The organism is Streptomyces malachitofuscus (assembly GCF_055571035.1).
Map to the genome: position 1 here is coordinate 189,810 of NZ_JBVIGA010000004.1, position 17,407 is coordinate 207,216.

Sequence of the window (17,407 nt, forward strand, 5' to 3'; positions counted from 1 at the left end):
CCACCACGGGCCCGCAGCCGAACAGCCGCGGCCGACGACCACAACGACAGGACCCGCAAGCATGGAAGCCTGCGGGTCCTACACTCACGTCCGGCTCAGAGCGAGCGCAGCGTCACGCGGCCTTCGGCGCGTTGACGTCCGCCGGCAGCGCCTTCTGCGCCACCTCGACGAGCGCGGCGAACGCCGTCGCGTCGTTGACGGCCAGCTCCGCCAGGATCTTGCGGTCGACCTCGACGTTCGCGGCCTTCAGACCCTGGATGAAGCGGTTGTACGTGATGCCGTTGGCGCGGGCAGCGGCGTTGATGCGCTGGATCCACAGCTGGCGGAAGTCACCCTTGCGCTTCTTGCGGTCGTTGTAGTTGTAGACCAGCGAGTGGGTGACCTGCTCCTTGGCCTTGCGGTACAGGCGCGAACGCTGACCGCGGTAGCCGGAGGCCTGCTCGAGGATCGCCCGGCGCTTCTTGTGGGCGTTGACTGCCCGCTTGACGCGTGCCACTTGTTAACTCCTTGTAGCGGGGCCGTGGTTGTCCTCACACGGCCCGGAAACGATTGGGTCCCGGTGTCGGTGGATCAGGCGCTGGGCGCCCGACCTCACTTGCCGAGAAGCTTCTTGATCTTCGCGGCGTCGCCCGGGGCCATCTCGGCGTTGCCCGTGAGGCGACGCGTCACGCGGGACGACTTGTGCTCGAGCAGGTGGCGCTTGCCGGCGCGCTCGCGGAGCACCTTGCCGGAGCCGGTGATCTTGAAGCGCTTGCTGGCACCGCTGTGCGACTTGTTCTTCGGCATAGCGCCGTTCTCTCCTCGTCGGTGGCGCTCCGGTGCCCGGTCACGAAAACCGGGCACGGTGGAGCGTCGTACTTGTTTCGGATACTCCTGGGGCTGTCGCCCCGGGGGTCACGCCTCGGCGGGAGCCTCGGCCGGAGCCTCGGCGTCCGCGGCGCCGGCGTCCGCGGCGTTCTGCGACTTGCCGGGGTTGGCCTTCGCCTCCGCCTTGCGGGCTTCCTGCGCCTGACGGGCCTCGGCCATCGCCTCGGTCTTCTTCTTGTGCGGACCGAGAACCATGATCATGTTGCGGCCGTCCTGCTTCGGGTTCGACTCGACGAACCCGAGGTCCTGGACATCCTCCGCGAGACGCTGCAGCAGCCGGTAGCCGAGCTCCGGCCGGGACTGCTCGCGACCACGGAACATGATCGTGATCTTGACCTTGTCGCCCTGCTTGAGGAACCGGACGACGTGACCCTTCTTGGTGTCGTAGTCGTGCGGGTCGATCTTCGGCCGGAGCTTCATCTCCTTGATGACCGTGTGCGCCTGGTTCTTGCGCGCCTCACGGGCCTTCATGGCCGACTCGTACTTGAACTTCCCGTAGTCCATGAGCTTGCACACGGGCGGACGGGCGTTCGCCGCGACCTCGACGAGGTCGAGGTCGTACTCCTGCGCAAGCTCCAGGGCCTTGGCAAGCGGAACAATCCCGACCTGCTCGCCGCTGGGACCGACAAGTCGCACCTCGGGAACGCGAATCCGGTCGTTGATGCGGGGCTCGGCGCTGATGGATCCTCCTCGGTAGCACCACGCGACGGTCTGGCGGACAGCCGCGTAACGTCTGTGTTCGTTAGACCTAACCGCGCCGAGGCAAAGAAAATGCCCCGGACGATCACAGGCGGGGCTCCTCGAACTACCGGAGCACCGCCGCGACGGCCGCGGGGCGCGATTTCGGGCGGACGCCGCCTCGGGGACGACACCGCCTGACCGGTGACCCGCCGCCCTGAGGGCGGCCAGGTGGGAGTTCGAAGCCTCCACTTGTGGGCCGGGCTCGCGAGCCAAGAGGCATACGGGTCCGACCGGTCGTTACACAAGGTTAGCAGCTCCCGGTGAGGTGCACCAACCGGCCGTCTCCCGACTCCTGGCGTCGGGGGGCGGCCCGGCTGCGCCTATCGTGTGGGGCATGAGTGACACCTCCCCCTCGGAGACCCCCGAGACCCCCGGCAACCCCGACTTCGACGCCATGGCCCGCGACATCGCCGAGGTCCCGGCGGTCGAGGTGATCGTGACGGTCGCCGTCAATCTGATGAGCGCCGCCGCCGTGAAGCTCGGTCTGACCGAGGAGGGCGACACGTTCAAGGACCTGGACGAGGCACGCAAGCTGGTGCACGCGCTGGCCGGTCTGCTGGACGCCTCGGCGACCGAGATCAGTTCCTTCCACGCGGCGCCGCTGCGCGACGGCCTGAAGTCGCTCCAGCTGGCCTTCCGCGAGGCGTCCCTCGTCCCGGACGAGCCGGGCAAGGGACCGGGCGAGAAGTACACGGGCGCGATCTACGGCTAGGACGCGCACCCAGGATTTCAGGGACGTACGTACAGGGGCTCGCCGGGTGGCGTTGCCTCGGCCGGCAGGACTGCCAGGTCGAGGCCGCGCACCAGGCGGGCCCTCAGTGTTTCGTCGGCGGCGAGCCGGCGGGCCACGGCCCCGGCGGCCTCGCCGACGGGTGCGGCGGGGTCGAGCACGAGGGCGAGGGTGCCGTCGGCCTGTCCGGGCCCGAGGTGGGCGCGCAGCACGGCGGGCTCGGCGGCCACGGCGGCCCGTACGGCCTCGACGACGGCCGGGTCGGCGAGCGGGTCGGTGCTGGTACGGCCCTCGGCGAGGGCGAGAAGCGTGGGCCCGGTCAGTTCGAACGGCACGGGGCCGGACATGTCCAGGACCACCGTGTCCGCCTTCTCGTGCGCGGCGGCCTGCAGCGCCTGGTGCAGCGGTACGGCGACGGGGCGGGCGGACGGATCCCAGCGGGCGAGCGACTCGACGGACGTGAAGGCGGGCAGAGCGGTGCGGCCACCGGCCTTCAGGGTCGGTACGGCCATGTCGCTGGTCTTCTCGCGGCGCAGCCCGTTCTCGTCCTCCTCGACCTCGCCGAGCAGGGCCACGACGGGGACGAGCAGGCGGGCGTCCTTCAGGGCCTCCAGGACGGGACGGACGGCGTTGCCGTCCTCCGCCCAGGCGGCGAGCGCGGCGCTCAGCCGGGGATCGGCGGTGCCGTCGTCGTCGCGGAACGGGGAGTCGGGGATGTTCTTGTTCGCCACGGTCACCGACCCTATCCGTCGTCCGTGACAGGCTCGGCTTCGGCTTCGGGTTCTTCGACGGGACGGAAGGAGACACCGGTGGGGTGCGGGGCGAGGGTGTCCGTGGCGGCGGTGGACCTCGGTTCCGGGGAGACGGTCTCCCGCGGGGGCGGGGTGTTCGTCACGGCGAGCGTCGTCAAGGTCGACATCCTGGCGGCCGTGTTGCTCGGCGCGCAGGACTCGGGGCGGGAGCTCACCGGGGTGGAGCGGGCGTACGCGCGGGCGATGATCGTACGCAGCGACAACGCAGCCGCGTCGGCCCTGTGGGACGGCATCGGACGGGCGGCCGGGCTCGACGCCGCGAACGCCCGCTTCGGCCTGACGCGGACCGTGGGCGGCGACGGCACGCTGTGGGGGCTGACCCGCACCACGGCCGAGGACCGGCTGGTGCTGCTGCGGCAGCTCTTCGGCGAGGAGTCCGAGCTGGGCGGGGACGCGCGCGCTTGCGCACGGGGGCTGATGGAGCAGGTCGTCCCGGAGCAGGCGTGGGGTGTGCCCGCCGTCGCGGACGCGGGCACGGCGCGGGCGGTCAAGAACGGCTGGCTGCCGCGCGACGCGACGGGGCTGTGGGTCGTGAACAGCATGGGGTGCGTCACGGTCGGCGGGCGCGCGTACCTGGTCTCGGCGCTGTCCGACGGCAACGCGTCGAGGGAGCGTGGCGTGGCCCTGGTGGAGGCCGCGGTGACCGCGGCGCTCTCATGAGCGCACGCGACCCCCGAGGCCGCGGGCAGTCGTGCCGCAGGGCGGCACGGGTGGGCGCGACGGCACCCGCAAGCACCGGGCTGCGCACCCCACCCCCGGCCCGCCCGCACGCACAGGGCTAGAAGCCCTCGCGGTCCGGGCGGCGGGTGCGCCAAAGAACCACCGTGGCGACGAGCAGGACGCCGCCGACGCTGCCCGCGAGCGGGGCCGCCCAATCGGCGGTGCCGTCGTCGGAGCCGTCGGTGTCCGGGCCGGGACCGAAGTACTTCTCCCCGTAGGCCGCGGACTTCAGGCCGTCCGGCTTCAGCCGGGCCGCCTCCTTGATCGCGGCGGCCGGGTCGACGAACCCGAAGCCGCGCGAGTCGTCGCGGCCGTCGGCGGGGGCGTTGCGGGCGGTGTCCTCGAGGAGTCGCTTGATCTGGGCGGGGGTCAGGCCGGGGTGGGCCGACTTGACCAGGGCGACGGCGCCGGAGACGAACGCGGCGGCGGCGCTGGTGCCCCAGCCCTCGTAGTACTTGTGGTCGGGGTCGGCGATGATCACGTCGACCCCGGGTGCGCTCACCGTGGCGTACCAGCGGCGGGTGGAGAACGGGGCGCGGGTGCCGTAGCGGTCCACGGCGGTGGCGGTGATGACGCCGGGGTAGGCGGCCGGGTAGGAGATCCGGTCGCCCTTCTCGCCGCCGTTCCCGGCGGAGGCGACGACGGCCACGCCCTTGCGCAGGGCGTACTGGATGGCCTCGTCCTCGCCGGGTTCGGGGTGCGCGGAGGCGGAGTCGTCGCCGAGGGAGAGGTTGATGACGTCGGCGCCGTTGTCGGCGGCCCAGCGGATGCCCTCGGCGAGGGCGTTGCCGCGGGTGCTGCGGGCCTTGGCGCGGGAGGAGTCGCCGTCCTCCAGGATCACGCGCACGGGCAGGATCTTCGCCTCGGGCGCGATGCCCATGACACCGTCGGCGTTGCCGGGGCCGTGTCCGTGACCGGCGATGATGCCGGCCATGGCGGTGCCGTGGCGGGCCCAGGCGCGGTCGCCCTCCTTCGCCCCGAAGCCGACCAGGTCCTTGCCCTCGAGGACGTTGCCGTCGAGGTCGGGGTGGTCGGCCTCGACGCCGGTGTCGAGGACGGCGACGGTGACGCCCTCGCCCTTCGTCGTCTGCCAGGCCTGCTCGGTGTGCATGGCCTCCAGCGACCACTGCCGCACGCGGATGCCGTCGGCGTGCGCGGGGGCGGCGGGCAGGACCACGAGTGCGGCGGCGAGGAGGGTGCCGAGGGCCGCGGCGGGACGCCGGCCGGTGACGGGCCTCATGACGGCTGCTCCGTGGCGGTGCCGGCCCGCTTGCGCAGGCCGCGTTCGACGCGGTCGGCGAGGCCCTGTGCCTCGTGGCCGAGGCCCGCCTGGGCGGGTGCGCCGGTGGCTCCGGACTCCATGGCGTCCTCGGCGGGTTGCGGGGTGTCGACGGTGCGTCCGTCGGCCCAGCCGGAGACGGCGTAGACGACGACGGGGGCGTCCGTGAGGACGGAGATCGTCCAGGAGGCACGCTGTCCGGCGCCGAAGCCGGCGGCTGCGGTGCCCTTCGCCGCGTACGGCAGGGGCAGCAGGTCGGTACGGCGGTCCAGCCGTTCCTTCTCGAAGCGGCGGGCGAGGGAGGTCATGCCGGCGGCGTCGGCCTCGGTGAACAGCAGGCCGACGGTGGTGACATGGCTCTGGGTGGCGTCGGTGTAGGTGGCGCGCAGCAGGCGTTCGCAGCCGACGGGGTCGAGGACCTTGCGCAGCAGGGGGTCGAAGGCGCCCCGGCAGCCGCTGTCGGGGGCGACGGCGATACGGGTCCACGACCGGTCGGCGTCGCCGGGTCCGGCGCCCTTGCCCTGCACGGTGGGCGGGAACAGCTGGTCGACGGGGACGTTGTGCCACAGGTCCCCTGCGGCGGCGAACCCCTGCCGGGCGCCGGCCCCTTCGGAGTCGCCGGCGACCCAGGCACCCGTGACGGCACCGCTGATGAGCCCCGTCCCGAGGACGAGACAGGCCGCGGCGGCCATGATCTGCGAGCGGCTCCGCCGTCCGAAGGGCCGCCGTCGAGCGTCCTCGTCGAACCGCTCCGGCTCCCCGAACGACACGAAGGCCGGCTGCCCGCCGCCGGGGGCGCCGCCCGGTGACATGGGGGCGCTCCAGGACAGCGAGGGGTCGGGAGCGCCGCCCCGGCCCGCCGAGGTGTCACCGGGCGCGGGCCGCCGGGCGGGGTCGGCCGAGCCTCCCGGGGTGCCGCCCGGGCGCCCGCCGGGTGCCGGCCGGGGCGGGCCCGCGGGGTCGGCGGGGACGGGGCGCAGCCGGGTGGTGGTCTCGGACGCGGTTTCGGAAGGGGCGCCCGGAGGGGCCGCGGCGGGCCGGTGGGCGGGCTGCGGCGGTACGGAGGGCGGGGCGTCCGGGGTGTGCAGGCCCCGGCCGACGGTCGGCGGTGCGTCGGGGAAGCGGGCGGAGGCTCGCGGCGGCGGGGGCGCCACGGGGGCCGTCCCGCCCTGTGCACGGCTCCCGGGCGTCGAGGCACGCGGTCGCGGCGGGGCCGCGTCCTCCTGTCCCGCCGACACGGCAGTCGCTCCGGCGCGCCGCTCTCCCCCCTCACCGGAAGGGCTCGCGGACCGGGGCCCGCCCGCCGTCGGACCCCGCCTGCCGGTCCCGTTCGTGGCGTCGCCCCGGACGGCCGACCCGCCGTCGGCGCGGCCGCCGGCACGGGCCGGACCCGAAGGTGCGTCAGGGCCGTCCGCCTCCACGGTCCGGCCACGCACGGACTCACGAACGTCGAAGGAGCCACCCGGAGAGCCTCGGCCGGCCTCGCCCCGGGCGGCCCGCCCGCCGTCGGCACGGTTGTCGGCACCGGCCGGTCGGGCGCCGGACCGGTCGGCGGGCCGGCGCGGCGCGGACGTGCCGTGGAGTCCGTCTCGACCGTCCGTGCCCACGGGCCGGCCGTTCGCGGGCTCACCGGGTTCGAAGGCGTTGAAGCCGGACTCGGGAGAGCGCAGGCCGTGGGAGCCGGTCGTGCCGTGGCGGCCGTCCGTGGTCCCGGCGGGTGAGGGCGCGGGCTCGCGGTTCTCGGGCGTGTCCGGTCTCCGGTCGTGGGGAACGCCGGGTGCGCCGTGAGGTGCGCGGGTGTCGAAGGCGCCCGGGCCGCCCGAGGTCCGGCCCTGGGGGGCGGGGTCCGCGGGGGCGGGGCCGGACGGGGCCGGCGGGTGGGCGGGGCGCGGAGGGACGGTGGGGCGCGGGGGGAGGGAGGCGCGACGCGCTTCCGTGCTCATGCACCCCCCGTTTCCTCGTGCCCGGGCCCGTTGCTCGTGCGCGGGCCGGTGTGCTGCCGCCAAGGGCCCGGCACGGACTCGTCCCGGGCACAGATACCCGCACGGACGGCGCGTCATCCCGCCCGGGCGTCCGGGCCGGCCCCGTTCCGCCGTGCGTGCGCGTCACTCTACGGCGTGGTCCGCCTCGAACGGGAACCAGTCCGCAGGCCCGCGGCATCTGCCCGGAACGTCCCCCTACCCTGCGGTAATCCTGTCTGGCAGGCTGCGGTCATGACTGCGCGCGCCGCCGACCGGGCCCGTTACGACCGGGCCACCGCCCAGCTCGACGCCCCTCTCGCGATCGTGGATCTGGAAGCCTTCGACGCCAATGCCGACGACCTGGTCCGCAGGGCCGGGGGCAAGCCGGTCCGGGTGGCCAGCAAGTCCGTGCGCTGCCGTGCGCTGCTCGAACGGGTCCTGGCGCGGGACGGTTTCGCGGGCATCATGTCGTTCACGCTCGCCGAGTCCCTGTGGCTGGCCCGCTCCGGTTTCGACGACGTCCTGCTGGCCTATCCGTCCGCGGACCGCGCGGGGTACGCCGAACTCGCCGCCGATCCCAAGCTCGCCGCCGCCGTCACGGTCATGGTCGACGATCCGGCGCAGCTGGACCTGATCGACGCGTCCCGCGGGGGCGGCGACGAAGTGGTGCGGGTGTGCCTGGAGTTGGACACCTCGCTGAAGCTGTTCGGCGGGCGGGTGCGGGTCGGTGCGCGCCGTTCTCCGCTGCACTCCGCCGCCCAGGTCGCGGAGGTCGCGCGCGCGGTGGCCCGGCGGCCCGGTTTCAGGGTCGTCGGGATCATGGCGTACGAGGGTCATGTGGCCGGTGTCGGCGACGCGGTGGCCGGGCATCCGCTGCGGTCCCGTGCGGTCCGTCTGATGCAGGCCGCCGCGCGCCGTGAACTGGCCGAGCGGCGGGCGGCGGTGGTGCGGGCGGTGCGGGAGATCGTGCCGGATCTGGAGTTCGTCAACGGCGGGGGAACGGGCAGTGTGCAGCACACCGCCGCGGAGGACGCGGTGACCGAGATCGCGGCCGGTTCGGGGCTGTACGTGCCGCGGCTGTTCGACAACTACACGTCGTTCCGGGGGCGTCCGGCGGCCCTGTTCGCCCTGCCCGTCGTGCGGCGGCCGGGGGTCGGCGCGGTGACGGTGCTCGGCGGGGGCTATCCGGCCTCGGGGGCGCCCGGCGCGGACCGGCTGCCGGTGCCGTATCTGCCCGAGGGGCTGCGGTACGACCCCCAGGAGGCGGCCGGCGAGGTGCAGACCCCGCTGCTGGGCCCGCCCGCCGACGATCTGCTGATCGGCGACAAGGTGTGGTTCCGGCACGCCAAGGCGGGCGAGCTGTGCGAGCGGTTCGACGCGCTGCGTCTGGTGGAGGGCGACGTGGTGAAGGCGACGGTGCCGACGTACCGCGGCGAGGGTCGCACCTTCCTGTAGCGGCTCAGGGCGTGGGGCCGATGCTGCTGCCGACGCCGCCGCCGGAGTCCGCGTCGGTGACCGACCGGATGCCCTCGGTGATGCGGTCCATGTCGGTCAGGGGCGGGGCGTCCTGGCCGGCGTCGATGACGTAGCGCACGACGACCGGTGACTCGGTGCCCACGCTGGACGGGAACACCATCGACTGCACATGCCCGCCGGGGCCCTCGCCGGTGGTGACGCGCCAGCGCACGAAGTACCCGGCGCGGCCCGCCACGGCGACCGGGCCGGACTTCACGACGTCGTGGGACTTCACGCCGCCGTACGGCTGCTGGCCGAGGGCGTCCTCGCCGAAGCCCTCCTCGGCCGCGTCGGAGATGTCCTTCTTGGCGAGCGCCTCGGGGGAGGTCTCGTCGGTCTCGGTCACGGTGCGGGAGATGACGAGGCCGTGGCGGCAGACGGAGCCCTCGCCGGGGCAGTCGTAGGTGCCGTCGGTGGTCATGACGACGTCGTCCTGGGAGACGTGCTTCGGCCGGACCCAGCCGTCGAGGAGCGGGAAGGTGATGCCGTTGAGCTGGTCCTCGACGACGTCCGGGTCGGCGGTTGCGGGCTCCGACGTGGGGGGTGACGGGGGCGGCGGTTCGGTCGTGGAGGCGGTGGCCGTCGGGCCGGTCCGCGGCCGCGGTTCGCCGTCGTCCCCGCGGAGGAACACCGCGCCGGTGACGATCGCCCCGACGAGCACGGCGGCGGCGGTGGTCAGGGCGACCGTCCTCGCGCGGCCGGTGCCCGCCGTGCCGCCGGTTGCGCCCGTGGACGGGGCCGGCGGCACGGTGGGCGTCTCCGGCGGGCGCCGGTGCTCGGTCCAGGCCGTGCCGTCCCACCAGCGTTCCAGGTGCGGGGCGTGCGGGTCGCGGTACCAGCCGGGCGGGGGCGTCATGCTCATCCGGGCACTGTAACGACGCGCCCTACAGGGGCGTGACGTACGCCCCCGAGATCCCGCCGTCCACGAGGAAGTCGGTGGCGTTGACGAAGGAGGAGTCGTCGCTGGCCAGGAACGCGACGGCGGCGGCGATCTCCTCGGCCTCGGCGAACCGGCCGACCGGGATGTGCACCAGCCGGCGGGCCGCGCGCTCGGGGTCCTTGGCGAACAGTTCCTGGAGCAGCGGGGTGTTGACCGGTCCGGGGCAGAGGGCGTTGACGCGGATGCCGTCGCGGGCGAACTGGACGCCGAGTTCGCGGGACATGGCGAGGACGCCGCCCTTGGAGGCGGTGTAGGAGATCTGGCTGGTGGCCGCCCCCATCCGGGCGACGAAGGAGGCGGTGTTGATGATGGAGCCCCTGCCCTGGCGCCGCATGTAGGGGATGGCGGCCTTGCAGCACAGGTAGACGGAGGTGAGGTTGACCTCCTGGACCCGCTTCCAGGCCTCCAGCCCCGTCTCCAGGATTGAGTCGTCGTCGGGCGGGGAGATCCCGGCGTTGTTGAAGGCGATGTCGACGCTGCCGTAGGTGTCGTCCGCGGCCTTGAACAGCGCTTCGACCCGTTCGGGGTCGGTGACGTCGACGTTCACGAAGGTGCCGCCGGTCTCCTCGGCGGCCGCCTTGCCGCGGGCCTCGTCCACGTCCCCGCAGACGACGTGGGCGCCCTCGGAGGCGAGCCGGCGGGCGGTGGCGAGCCCGATGCCGCTGCCCGCTCCGGTGACGACGGCGGTGCGGCCGACCAGGCGGCGGCAGATGGTCTCTTCACTCATGTGCTCTCAGGCCTCCGTGCTGATGAAGACGTTCTTGGTTTCGGTGAAGGCGGCGAGCGCGTCGGGGCCGAGCTCGCGGCCGACGCCGGACTGCTTGAACCCGCCGAAGGGGGTCCAGTAGCGGACGCTGGAGTGGGAGTTGACGGACAGGTTGCCCGCGCGCACCGCCTGCGAGACGCGCAGGGCGCGGCCGACGTCCCGGGTCCAGATCGACCCCGAGAGCCCGTAGTCGGTGGCGTTGGCCAGGCGTACGGCGTCGGCCTCGTCGTCGAAGGGGAGGACGACGGCGACGGGGCCGAAGACCTCCTCGACGGCGACGGGTGCCTGTGGGTCGACGCCGGTGAGGACGGTGGGCGGGAACCAGTGGCCGGGGCCCTCGGGGGCCTTGCCGCGGATGCCGTCGAGGCCGTCGGTGACGTAGGAGCGGACGCGGGCGAGCTGGGCGGCGGAGATCAGCGGGCCCATGTCCACGGTCTCGTCGGCCGGGTCGCCCACCCGGACCGCCTCGATCGCGGGGGCGAGCAGTTCCAGGAACCGGTCGTGCACGGAGCGCTCGACGAGGATGCGGGTGCGGGCGCAGCAGTCCTGTCCCGCGTTGTCGAGGAAGGACATGGGGGCGGCGGCCGCGGCGGCCTCCAGGTCGGCGTCGGCGAAGACGATGTTGGGGCTCTTGCCGCCGAGTTCGAGGGTGACGCGCTTGAGGCGGTCCGCGCCCCTGGCCCACACCTGTTTGCCGACGGCGGTCGACCCGGTGAACACGATCTTGGCGACGCCGGGGTGTTCGACGAGGGCGTTGCCGGCGACCGGGCCGTGTCCGGGGAGGACCTGGAACAGGCCCTCGGGCAGTCCGGCGGTGAGGGCGAGCTCGGCCAGGCGCAGGGCGGTGAGGGGGGTGGTCTCGGCGGGTTTGAGGAGCACCGCGTTGCCTGCGGCGAGGGCGGGTGCGGTGCCCCAGGCCGCGATGGGCATCGGGAAGTTCCAGGGGGCGATGACGCCGACCACGCCGAGCGGTTCGGGGAAGGTGACGTTCACGCCGCCGGCGACGGGGATCTGGCGGCCGGTGAGGCGCTCCACTCCCCCGGCCGCGTAGTCGAGCAGGTCGCGGACGTTGCCCGCCTCCCAGCGGGCGTTGCCGAGGGTGTGGCCGGCCTCGCGGACCTCCAGCCGGGCCAGTTCCTCGAGGTGCTCGTCGACGGTGACGGCGAACCGGCGCAGCAGCCGGGCCCGGTCGCCGGGCGCGAGGGCGGCCCAGGCGGTCTGCGCGCGTGCGGCGCGCACGACGGCGGCGTCGACGTCCGCCGGGGTCGCGGCGGGGACGGTGGCGATGACCTCCTCGGTCGCGGGGTTGTGTACCTGGAGCTCAGGGGGCTGGTCGGGCAAGGAGGGCCTCACATGCGTTCGAAGGAGCGGCGCAGCTCCCAGTCGGTGACCGCGGCGTCGAAGGCGTCGATCTCGACGCGCGCCATGTTGCGGTAGTGCGCGACGACGTCGTCGCCGAAGGCCGCCTTGGCGATCGCGCTGTTCTCCCACAGCTCGGCCGCCTCGCGCAGGGTGGTGGGGACGTGCTCGTAGTCGCCGGTGTAGGCGTTGCCGGGGCAGGGCTCGGGCAGTTCCAGCTTCTGCTCGACGCCGTACAGCCCGGCGGCGACCATGCCGGCCACGGCGAGGTGGGGGTTGACGTCGCCGCCGGGCAGCCGGTTCTCGAAGCGCAGGGAGCGGCCGTGGCCGACCACGCGCAGGGCGCAGGTGCGGTTGTCGCGTCCCCAGGCGACGGCGGTCGGGGCGAAGGAGCCCGGCTGGAACCGCTTGTAGGAGTTGATGTGCGGGGCGTAGAGCAGGGAGAACTCACGGAGCGCGGCGAGCTGCCCGGCGAGGAAGTGGCGCATGACCTCCGACATGGCGTCCGGCTCGTCGGCGGAGTCCGGCATGACGGTGTCGCCGGCCGCGTCCGTCAGGGAGAGGTGGATGTGGCAGGAGTTGCCCTCGCGCTCGTTGTACTTGGCCATGAAGGTGATCGAGACGCCCTCCTGGGCGGCGATCTCCTTGGCGCCGGTCTTGTAGACGGCGTGCTGGTCGCAGGTGACCAGGGCCTCGTCGTAACGGAAGGCGATCTCGTGCTGGCCGGGGTTGCACTCGCCCTTGGCGGACTCGACGGTGAGTCCGGCCGCGGCCATCTCGTTGCGGATGCGGCGCAGCAGGGGCTCGATGCGTCCGGTGCCGAGCACGGAGTAGTCGACGTTGTACTGGTTGGCCGGGGTCAGGTTCCGGTAGCCGGCGTCCCAGGCCTGTTCGTAGGTGTCGCGGAAGACGATGAACTCCAGCTCGGTGCCGGCCTGGGCGGTGTGGCCGAGCGCGGCGAGCCGGTCCAGCTGGCGGCGCAGTATCTGCCGCGGGGCGGCGACGACCGGGGTGCCGTCGGCCCAGGCGAGGTCGGCGACGACCAGGGCGGTGCCCTCGTTCCAGGGGACGCGGCGCAGGGTGTCGAGGTCGGGGTACATGGCGAAGTCGCCGTAGCCGGTGTCCCAGGAGGACATCTCGTAGCCGTCGACGGTGTTCATGTCGGCGTCGACGGCGAGCAGGTAGTTGCAGCCCTCGGTGCCGTGGTGGAGCACCTCGTCGAGGAAGAAGCGCGCGGCGAACCGCTTGCCCTGGAGTCGCCCTTGCATGTCGGGAAAGGCCAGGACGACAGTGTCGATCTCACCGCCGGCGACGAGGGCGTGCAGCTCCTCGACGGTCAGCGGGGGTGTGCGGTCTGCCACGGGAGGGCCTCCTCGGGCTTCTTCGGTCAGCCGGGAGCCATAAGGTATTGCGGAGAACCTTTGCTTGGGAAGGGGGCACGGCGATATGCCGGAAGATGCGGTCGGCGCGGTGGGTGACCGCCTGGCGCCGGTGCTGCGGCAGGTCCGCGCGGGCAACGGCTTCGAGGAGGCGCTGGAGCAGATTTTGCAGGTCGTGCGGCTGGGGCTGGTGGCGGGTGGGGAGCGGCTGCCGGCCGAGCGGGAGCTGGCGGAGCGGCTGGGGATCAGCCGGGTGACGCTGCGCGAGGTGCTGAAGGTGCTCCAGGACCAGGGTCTGGTGGAGTCGCGGCGCGGCCGGTACGGCGGCACGTTCGTGCTGCCGCGCCCGACGGACACGGGCGAGGAGGAGCTGCGGCGGCGGATCGCCGAGGTGGACATCGAGGACGTGCTGCGCTTCCGGGAGGTGCTGGAGGTGGGCGCGGCGGGGCTGTGCGCGGCGCACGGGCTGACGGACGAGCAGGCGGCGCGGCTGCGCGAGGCGCTGTCCGGCACGCAGGACGCCCCGCTGGGCGACTACCGGAGGCTGGACACGCTGTTCCATCTGACGCTGGCGGAGCTGTGCGGCTCGCCGACCCTGACCGCGCAGTACGCGGCGGTGCGGGCGGCGGTGAACGACCTGCTGGACTGCATTCCGCTGCTGGTGCGCAACCTTGAGCATTCCCAGCAGCAGCACGCGGCGCTGGTCGAGGCGGTGCTCGAGGGGGACGCGGACGGGGCGCGGGAGATGATGCGCGAGCACTGTGCGGGAACGGCGGCGCTGCTGCGGGGCTTCCTGGCGTGAGCGCGGGGAGCGTGACCCGAACGGGCGAGGTTGAGGGCGCGGCACCGGGGAGAGGCTTTACCGCGGTTTAACGCACGGGTCTTGCGCTCACGCCGTTCACCCCACGAAGGTATGGGCCCACAAAGGTCTGGATCCGTTCCATTGCCCCCCTTCTTGCCACCGCCCCCTGGGGAGTCGCCCCGTGAGCCTTCCATCCGCATCCCAAGAACCCGCCGGTGAGCCGGACGACTACCTGGAGCGCAGAAAGCTGCGCCGCGGCAGCGCCGGCTGGCTGCTGCTGACCGGCCTCGGTGTCGCCTACGTCGTGTCCGGCGACTACTCGGGCTGGAACTTCGGCCTGGCCGAGGGCGGCTTCGGCGGCCTGGCGATCGCCATGGTGCTGATGGGCGCCATGTACACCTGCATGGTCTTCGCCCTGGCCGAGCTGTCCTCGATCCTGCCCACCGCCGGCGGCGGCTACGGCTTCGCCCGCCGTGCCCTCGGCCCGTGGGGCGGCTTCCTCACCGGCACCGCGATCCTGATCGAGTACGTCCTGGCCCCGGCCGCCATCTCCATCTTCATCGGCGACTACGTCGAGTCGCTGGGTCTGTTCGGCCTGGAGTCGGGCTGGCCGGTGTATCTGGCCTGCTTCGTCATCTTCATCGGCATCCACCTGTGGGGCGTGGGTGAGGCACTGCGGTTCAGCTTCGTCGTCACGGGCATCGCGGTGGCGGCGCTGGTGGTCTTCGCGCTGGGCGCCCTGCCCGAGTTCGACGCGTCCTCGCTGGACGACATCCCGGTGGACGCCTCCGCCTTCGGCGCGAACTCCTGGCTGCCGATGGGGCTGCTGGGCATCTGGGCGGCGTTCCCGTTCGGCATGTGGTTCTTCCTGGGCGTGGAGGGCGTACCGCTGGCCGCCGAGGAGACCAGGGAACCGGCCCGTACGCTGCCCAGGGCGATCCGCTGGTCCATGGGCATCCTGGTGGTGCTGGCGGTCATGACCTTCTTCGCGGCCGCCGGGGCGCGGGGCTCCTCCGCGGTCCAGGACGCGGGCAACCCGCTGGTGGAGGCGCTCCAGCCGGGCGGAGAGGCGACGACGCTCAGCCGGATCGTGAACTACGCGGGCCTGGCCGGGCTGGTGGCGTCGTTCTTCTCGCTGATCTACGCCGGTTCGCGCCAGCTCTTCGCACTGTCCCGCGCGGGCTATCTGCCGAAGTTCCTGTCCCTCACCAGCAGCCGCAGGGCGCCGTACCTCGGTCTGCTGGTGCCCGGTGCGATCGGTTTCGCGCTGGCCGCCGGGACCGGCAACGGCGCGCGCATGCTGAACATCGCCGTCTTCGGCGCGACGATCTCGTACGCGCTGATGTCCCTCTCCCACATCGTGCTGCGCCGCCGGGAGCCGGAGCTGCCGCGCCCCTACCGGACGCCCGGCGGCGTGCTGACCTCGTCGGTCGCCCTGGTCCTGGCGTGCGCGGCGCTGGTGGCGACGTTCCTGGTCGATGTGACGGCGGCGTTCATCGCGCTGGCCGTGTACATCGTGGCCGTTGCCTACTTCGGCCTGTACAGCCGCAAGCATCTGGTGGCCAAGGCGCCGGAGGAGGAATTCGCGGCACTGGCGGCGGCCGAGGCAGAGTTGGCTCGGGACTGACGGCAGAGGGAGGTGCCCGGAGTGACGGCCAGGCCACTGATCGGCATCAGCACGTACGCGGAGTCCGGTGTGCGCTGGGGTGTGTGGCAACTGGACGCCGCGCTGCTGCCGGCCGGCTATCCCCGGCTGGTGCAGCGGGCGGGCGGACTGGCCGCGATGCTCCCGCCGGACGCGCCGGAGCGGGCGGCGGCCACCGTGGCCCGCCTCGACGGCCTGGTCGTCGCGGGCGGTCCGGACGTGGAGCCCGTCCGCTACGGCGCCGAGCCCGACCCGCGCACCGGGCCGCCCGCCCGGGCACGGGACGCCTGGGAGCTGGCGCTGATCGAGGCGGCCCTGGACCGCGGGGTCCCGCTGCTCGGCATCTGCCGGGGCATGCAGCTGCTGAACGTCGCCCTGGGCGGCACGCTCGTCCAGCACCTCGACGGGCACGCGGAGGTGCCGGGCGTCTTCGGCCGCCACCCGGTCAAGCCGGTCCCGGGAACGCGCTACGCGGCCGCCGTCCCCGAGGAGACCTCCGTGCCGACCTACCACCACCAGTCGGTCGACCGCCTGGGCACCGGCCTGATCCCGTCCGCCCACGCGGAGGACGGCACGGTGGAAGCCATCGAACTCCCCAGCCGCCACTGGGCCCTGGGAGTCCAATGGCACCCGGAAATGGCAGAGGATCTCCGCGTCATGCAGGCCTTGGTGGCCGCCGGCCTGGCAGCTGACCGCTGACCGCTGGCCGCCTCCGCGGGCAGTCCTGCCGCTGAGACGGCACGGTCCGGCGCAGAGGCACCCCGCAAGCACCGCCTCCGCGGGCAGTCCTGCCGCTGAGACGGCACGGTCCGGCGCAGAGGCACCCCGCAAGCACCGCCTCCGCGGGCAGTCGTGCCGCTGGGGCGGCACGGGTGGGCGCGACGGCACCCCGTAGGCGCCGGGCGGCGCGACACCCCCCGGCCGGCACCAGCGCCGGGCACCGGCGAACTCCGCTCACCCCCGCGTCAACGACAACAAATCCCGCGCCGGCCCGGCAGGGCGGTGCCCCGCCGTCCACACCGCCCGCAGATCCCGCGCCAGCGCAACCCCCTGCACAGGAATCCGCACCAGCCGCCGCGTGGCCAACTCCTCCCCCACCGCGAGTTCACTCAGCACCGCCGGCCCCGCACCCCCCACCGCCGCCGCCTTCACCGCAGTGGTCGAGGACAGCTCGATCAGCGGCCGCGCCAGCCCGCCCAGCGCGGCATCCAGCACCTGCCGCGTCCCCGACCCCTCCTCCCGCAGGATCAGCTCGGTGGCCGCCAGCTCCTCCGCGGCCAGCGGCCGTCGCCGCCGCGCCCACGCGTGCGACGGTGCCGCCACGACGATCAGCCGGTCGTGGGCGATCACCGCGGAATCCAGCCCCGTCGGCACCGTCAGCCCTTCCACGAAGCCGACGTCCGCCTCTCCCGACAGCAGCCGCTCCGCCACCGCTGCGGAGTTCCCCGCGAGCAGCGACACCGCCGTGTCCGGCCGCTGTGCGCGCAGCGCGAGCAGCCAGCCGGGGAGCAGGTACTCGGCGATCGTCATGCTCGCCGCCACCCGCAGCCGCGAGTCCCTGCGGTCCCGCAGCGCCTGCGCACCCGCGTCGAAGGCCTCGGCCGCCTCCACGATCCGCCGCGCCCAGTCCGTGACCAGCGCCCCCGCGTCGGTCAGCCGCGAACCCCGCGGTGAGCGGTCGACCAGGGCCACGCCCAGCTGCCGTTCCATCGAGCGGACGCGACTGCTCGCCGCGGGCTGGGTGATGCCCAGCTCGCGTGCCGCCCCGCCCAGACTCCCCAGCCGCGCCACCGCCAGCAGCAGCTCCAGCGCCCCGAGGTCCGGCACTCTGTGGGCCAGCGACCCGGCACTCGCCGGCCGGCCGTCGGCATGGTCTTCCGCCTTGCTCATA

General features: G+C 73.6%; 17 protein-coding genes. 6 read left to right on the forward strand and 11 right to left on the reverse strand.

The genetic code is table 11. The features are described 5' to 3' along the window. Positions 1-112: 112 nt before the first annotated feature. From rplT to infC, 3 genes are all read right to left on the reverse strand, one after another. Complete coding sequence (gene rplT, locus ACZ44S_RS07570) at positions 113-496, reverse strand: 50S ribosomal protein L20 (protein ID WP_004933571.1); 384 nt, start codon at positions 494-496, stop codon at positions 113-115. 95 nt (positions 497-591) lie between these two features. Then, positions 592-786 carry a 50S ribosomal protein L35 gene (gene rpmI, locus ACZ44S_RS07575; RefSeq protein ID WP_003977225.1) on the reverse strand — a complete coding sequence of 65 codons (195 nt, stop codon included), beginning with the start codon at positions 784-786 and terminating at the stop codon, positions 592-594. Positions 787-894: 108 nt separating this feature from the next. Further along, positions 895-1,548, reverse strand: coding sequence for a translation initiation factor IF-3 (infC, locus tag ACZ44S_RS07580; RefSeq protein ID WP_190166399.1), 654 nt, complete (start codon positions 1,546-1,548; stop codon positions 895-897). Between the two features lie 394 nt (positions 1,549-1,942). Between infC and ACZ44S_RS07585 the strand changes: the two genes are divergently transcribed. Then, positions 1,943-2,320 carry a DUF1844 domain-containing protein gene (locus ACZ44S_RS07585; RefSeq protein ID WP_037932414.1) on the forward strand — a complete coding sequence of 126 codons (378 nt, stop codon included), beginning with the start codon at positions 1,943-1,945 and terminating at the stop codon, positions 2,318-2,320. A 17-nt stretch (positions 2,321-2,337) separates the two neighbouring features. On the opposite strand, the gene ACZ44S_RS07590 is transcribed toward ACZ44S_RS07585, so the two are convergent. Further along, the gene (locus tag ACZ44S_RS07590; protein WP_466925551.1) at positions 2,338-3,069 is read right to left on the reverse strand and encodes an SseB family protein; all 732 of its coding nucleotides are present in this window, start codon (positions 3,067-3,069) and stop codon (positions 2,338-2,340) included. Positions 3,070-3,171: 102 nt separating this feature from the next. On the opposite strand from ACZ44S_RS07590, the gene ACZ44S_RS07595 reads away from it, so the two are divergent. Next, positions 3,172-3,810, forward strand: a complete 639-nt coding sequence (locus tag ACZ44S_RS07595) for a serine hydrolase (RefSeq protein WP_466925554.1) — start codon at positions 3,172-3,174, stop codon at positions 3,808-3,810. A gap of 118 nt (positions 3,811-3,928) precedes the next feature. Here the strand turns inward: ACZ44S_RS07595 and mycP are convergent, their stop codons facing one another. Further along, the gene (mycP, locus tag ACZ44S_RS07600) at positions 3,929-5,110 is read right to left on the reverse strand and encodes a type VII secretion-associated serine protease mycosin (RefSeq protein WP_466925557.1); all 1,182 of its coding nucleotides are present in this window, start codon (positions 5,108-5,110) and stop codon (positions 3,929-3,931) included. Beyond that, positions 5,107-6,303, reverse strand: coding sequence for a hypothetical protein (locus tag ACZ44S_RS07605; RefSeq protein WP_466925559.1), 1,197 nt, complete (start codon positions 6,301-6,303; stop codon positions 5,107-5,109). Before ACZ44S_RS07605 ends, mycP begins: the two co-directional genes overlap by 4 nt. Before the next feature lie 1,059 nt (positions 6,304-7,362). Between ACZ44S_RS07605 and ACZ44S_RS07610 the strand changes: the two genes are divergently transcribed. Further along, positions 7,363-8,565: an amino acid deaminase/aldolase gene (locus ACZ44S_RS07610; RefSeq protein ID WP_466925562.1), complete on the forward strand. Its 1,203-nt coding sequence runs from the start codon at positions 7,363-7,365 to the stop codon at positions 8,563-8,565. A gap of 4 nt (positions 8,566-8,569) precedes the next feature. Here the strand turns inward: ACZ44S_RS07610 and ACZ44S_RS07615 are convergent, their stop codons facing one another. Genes ACZ44S_RS07615 through ACZ44S_RS07630 form a run of 4 tightly spaced genes read right to left on the reverse strand, consistent with a single transcriptional unit; the run spans position 8,570 to position 13,051 of the window. Beyond that, positions 8,570-9,481: a DUF2510 domain-containing protein gene (locus tag ACZ44S_RS07615; protein ID WP_466925968.1), complete on the reverse strand. Its 912-nt coding sequence runs from the start codon at positions 9,479-9,481 to the stop codon at positions 8,570-8,572. 28 nt (positions 9,482-9,509) lie between these two features. Further along, on the reverse strand, positions 9,510-10,292 hold the full coding sequence (locus ACZ44S_RS07620) for a 3-oxoacyl-ACP reductase (protein WP_466925565.1): 783 nt from the start codon (positions 10,290-10,292) through the stop codon (positions 9,510-9,512). Positions 10,293-10,298: 6 nt separating this feature from the next. After that, positions 10,299-11,672, reverse strand: a complete 1,374-nt coding sequence (locus ACZ44S_RS07625; protein ID WP_466925568.1) for an aldehyde dehydrogenase family protein — start codon at positions 11,670-11,672, stop codon at positions 10,299-10,301. Between the two features lie 8 nt (positions 11,673-11,680). Further along, positions 11,681-13,051 (reverse strand): glutamine synthetase family protein, encoded by a 1,371-nt coding sequence (locus ACZ44S_RS07630; RefSeq protein ID WP_466925570.1) that lies wholly within the window; start codon positions 13,049-13,051, stop codon positions 11,681-11,683. Positions 13,052-13,136: 85 nt separating this feature from the next. On the opposite strand from ACZ44S_RS07630, the gene ACZ44S_RS07635 reads away from it, so the two are divergent. The 3 genes from ACZ44S_RS07635 (at position 13,137) to ACZ44S_RS07645 (ending at position 16,215) form a co-directional block, all read left to right on the forward strand. Then, the gene (locus ACZ44S_RS07635; RefSeq protein WP_466925572.1) at positions 13,137-13,871 is read left to right on the forward strand and encodes a FadR/GntR family transcriptional regulator; all 735 of its coding nucleotides are present in this window, start codon (positions 13,137-13,139) and stop codon (positions 13,869-13,871) included. 181 nt (positions 13,872-14,052) lie between these two features. After that, the gene (eat, locus tag ACZ44S_RS07640; RefSeq protein WP_466925575.1) at positions 14,053-15,498 is read left to right on the forward strand and encodes an ethanolamine permease; all 1,446 of its coding nucleotides are present in this window, start codon (positions 14,053-14,055) and stop codon (positions 15,496-15,498) included. 21 nt (positions 15,499-15,519) lie between these two features. Continuing rightward, entirely contained in the window at positions 15,520-16,215 is a 696-nt protein-coding gene (locus ACZ44S_RS07645) for a gamma-glutamyl-gamma-aminobutyrate hydrolase family protein (RefSeq protein WP_466925577.1), read from the forward strand. 255 nt (positions 16,216-16,470) lie between these two features. Here the strand turns inward: ACZ44S_RS07645 and ACZ44S_RS07650 are convergent, their stop codons facing one another. Beyond that, positions 16,471-17,406: a LysR family transcriptional regulator gene (locus tag ACZ44S_RS07650; protein ID WP_466925580.1), complete on the reverse strand. Its 936-nt coding sequence runs from the start codon at positions 17,404-17,406 to the stop codon at positions 16,471-16,473. Position 17,407: the final 1 nt, after the last annotated feature.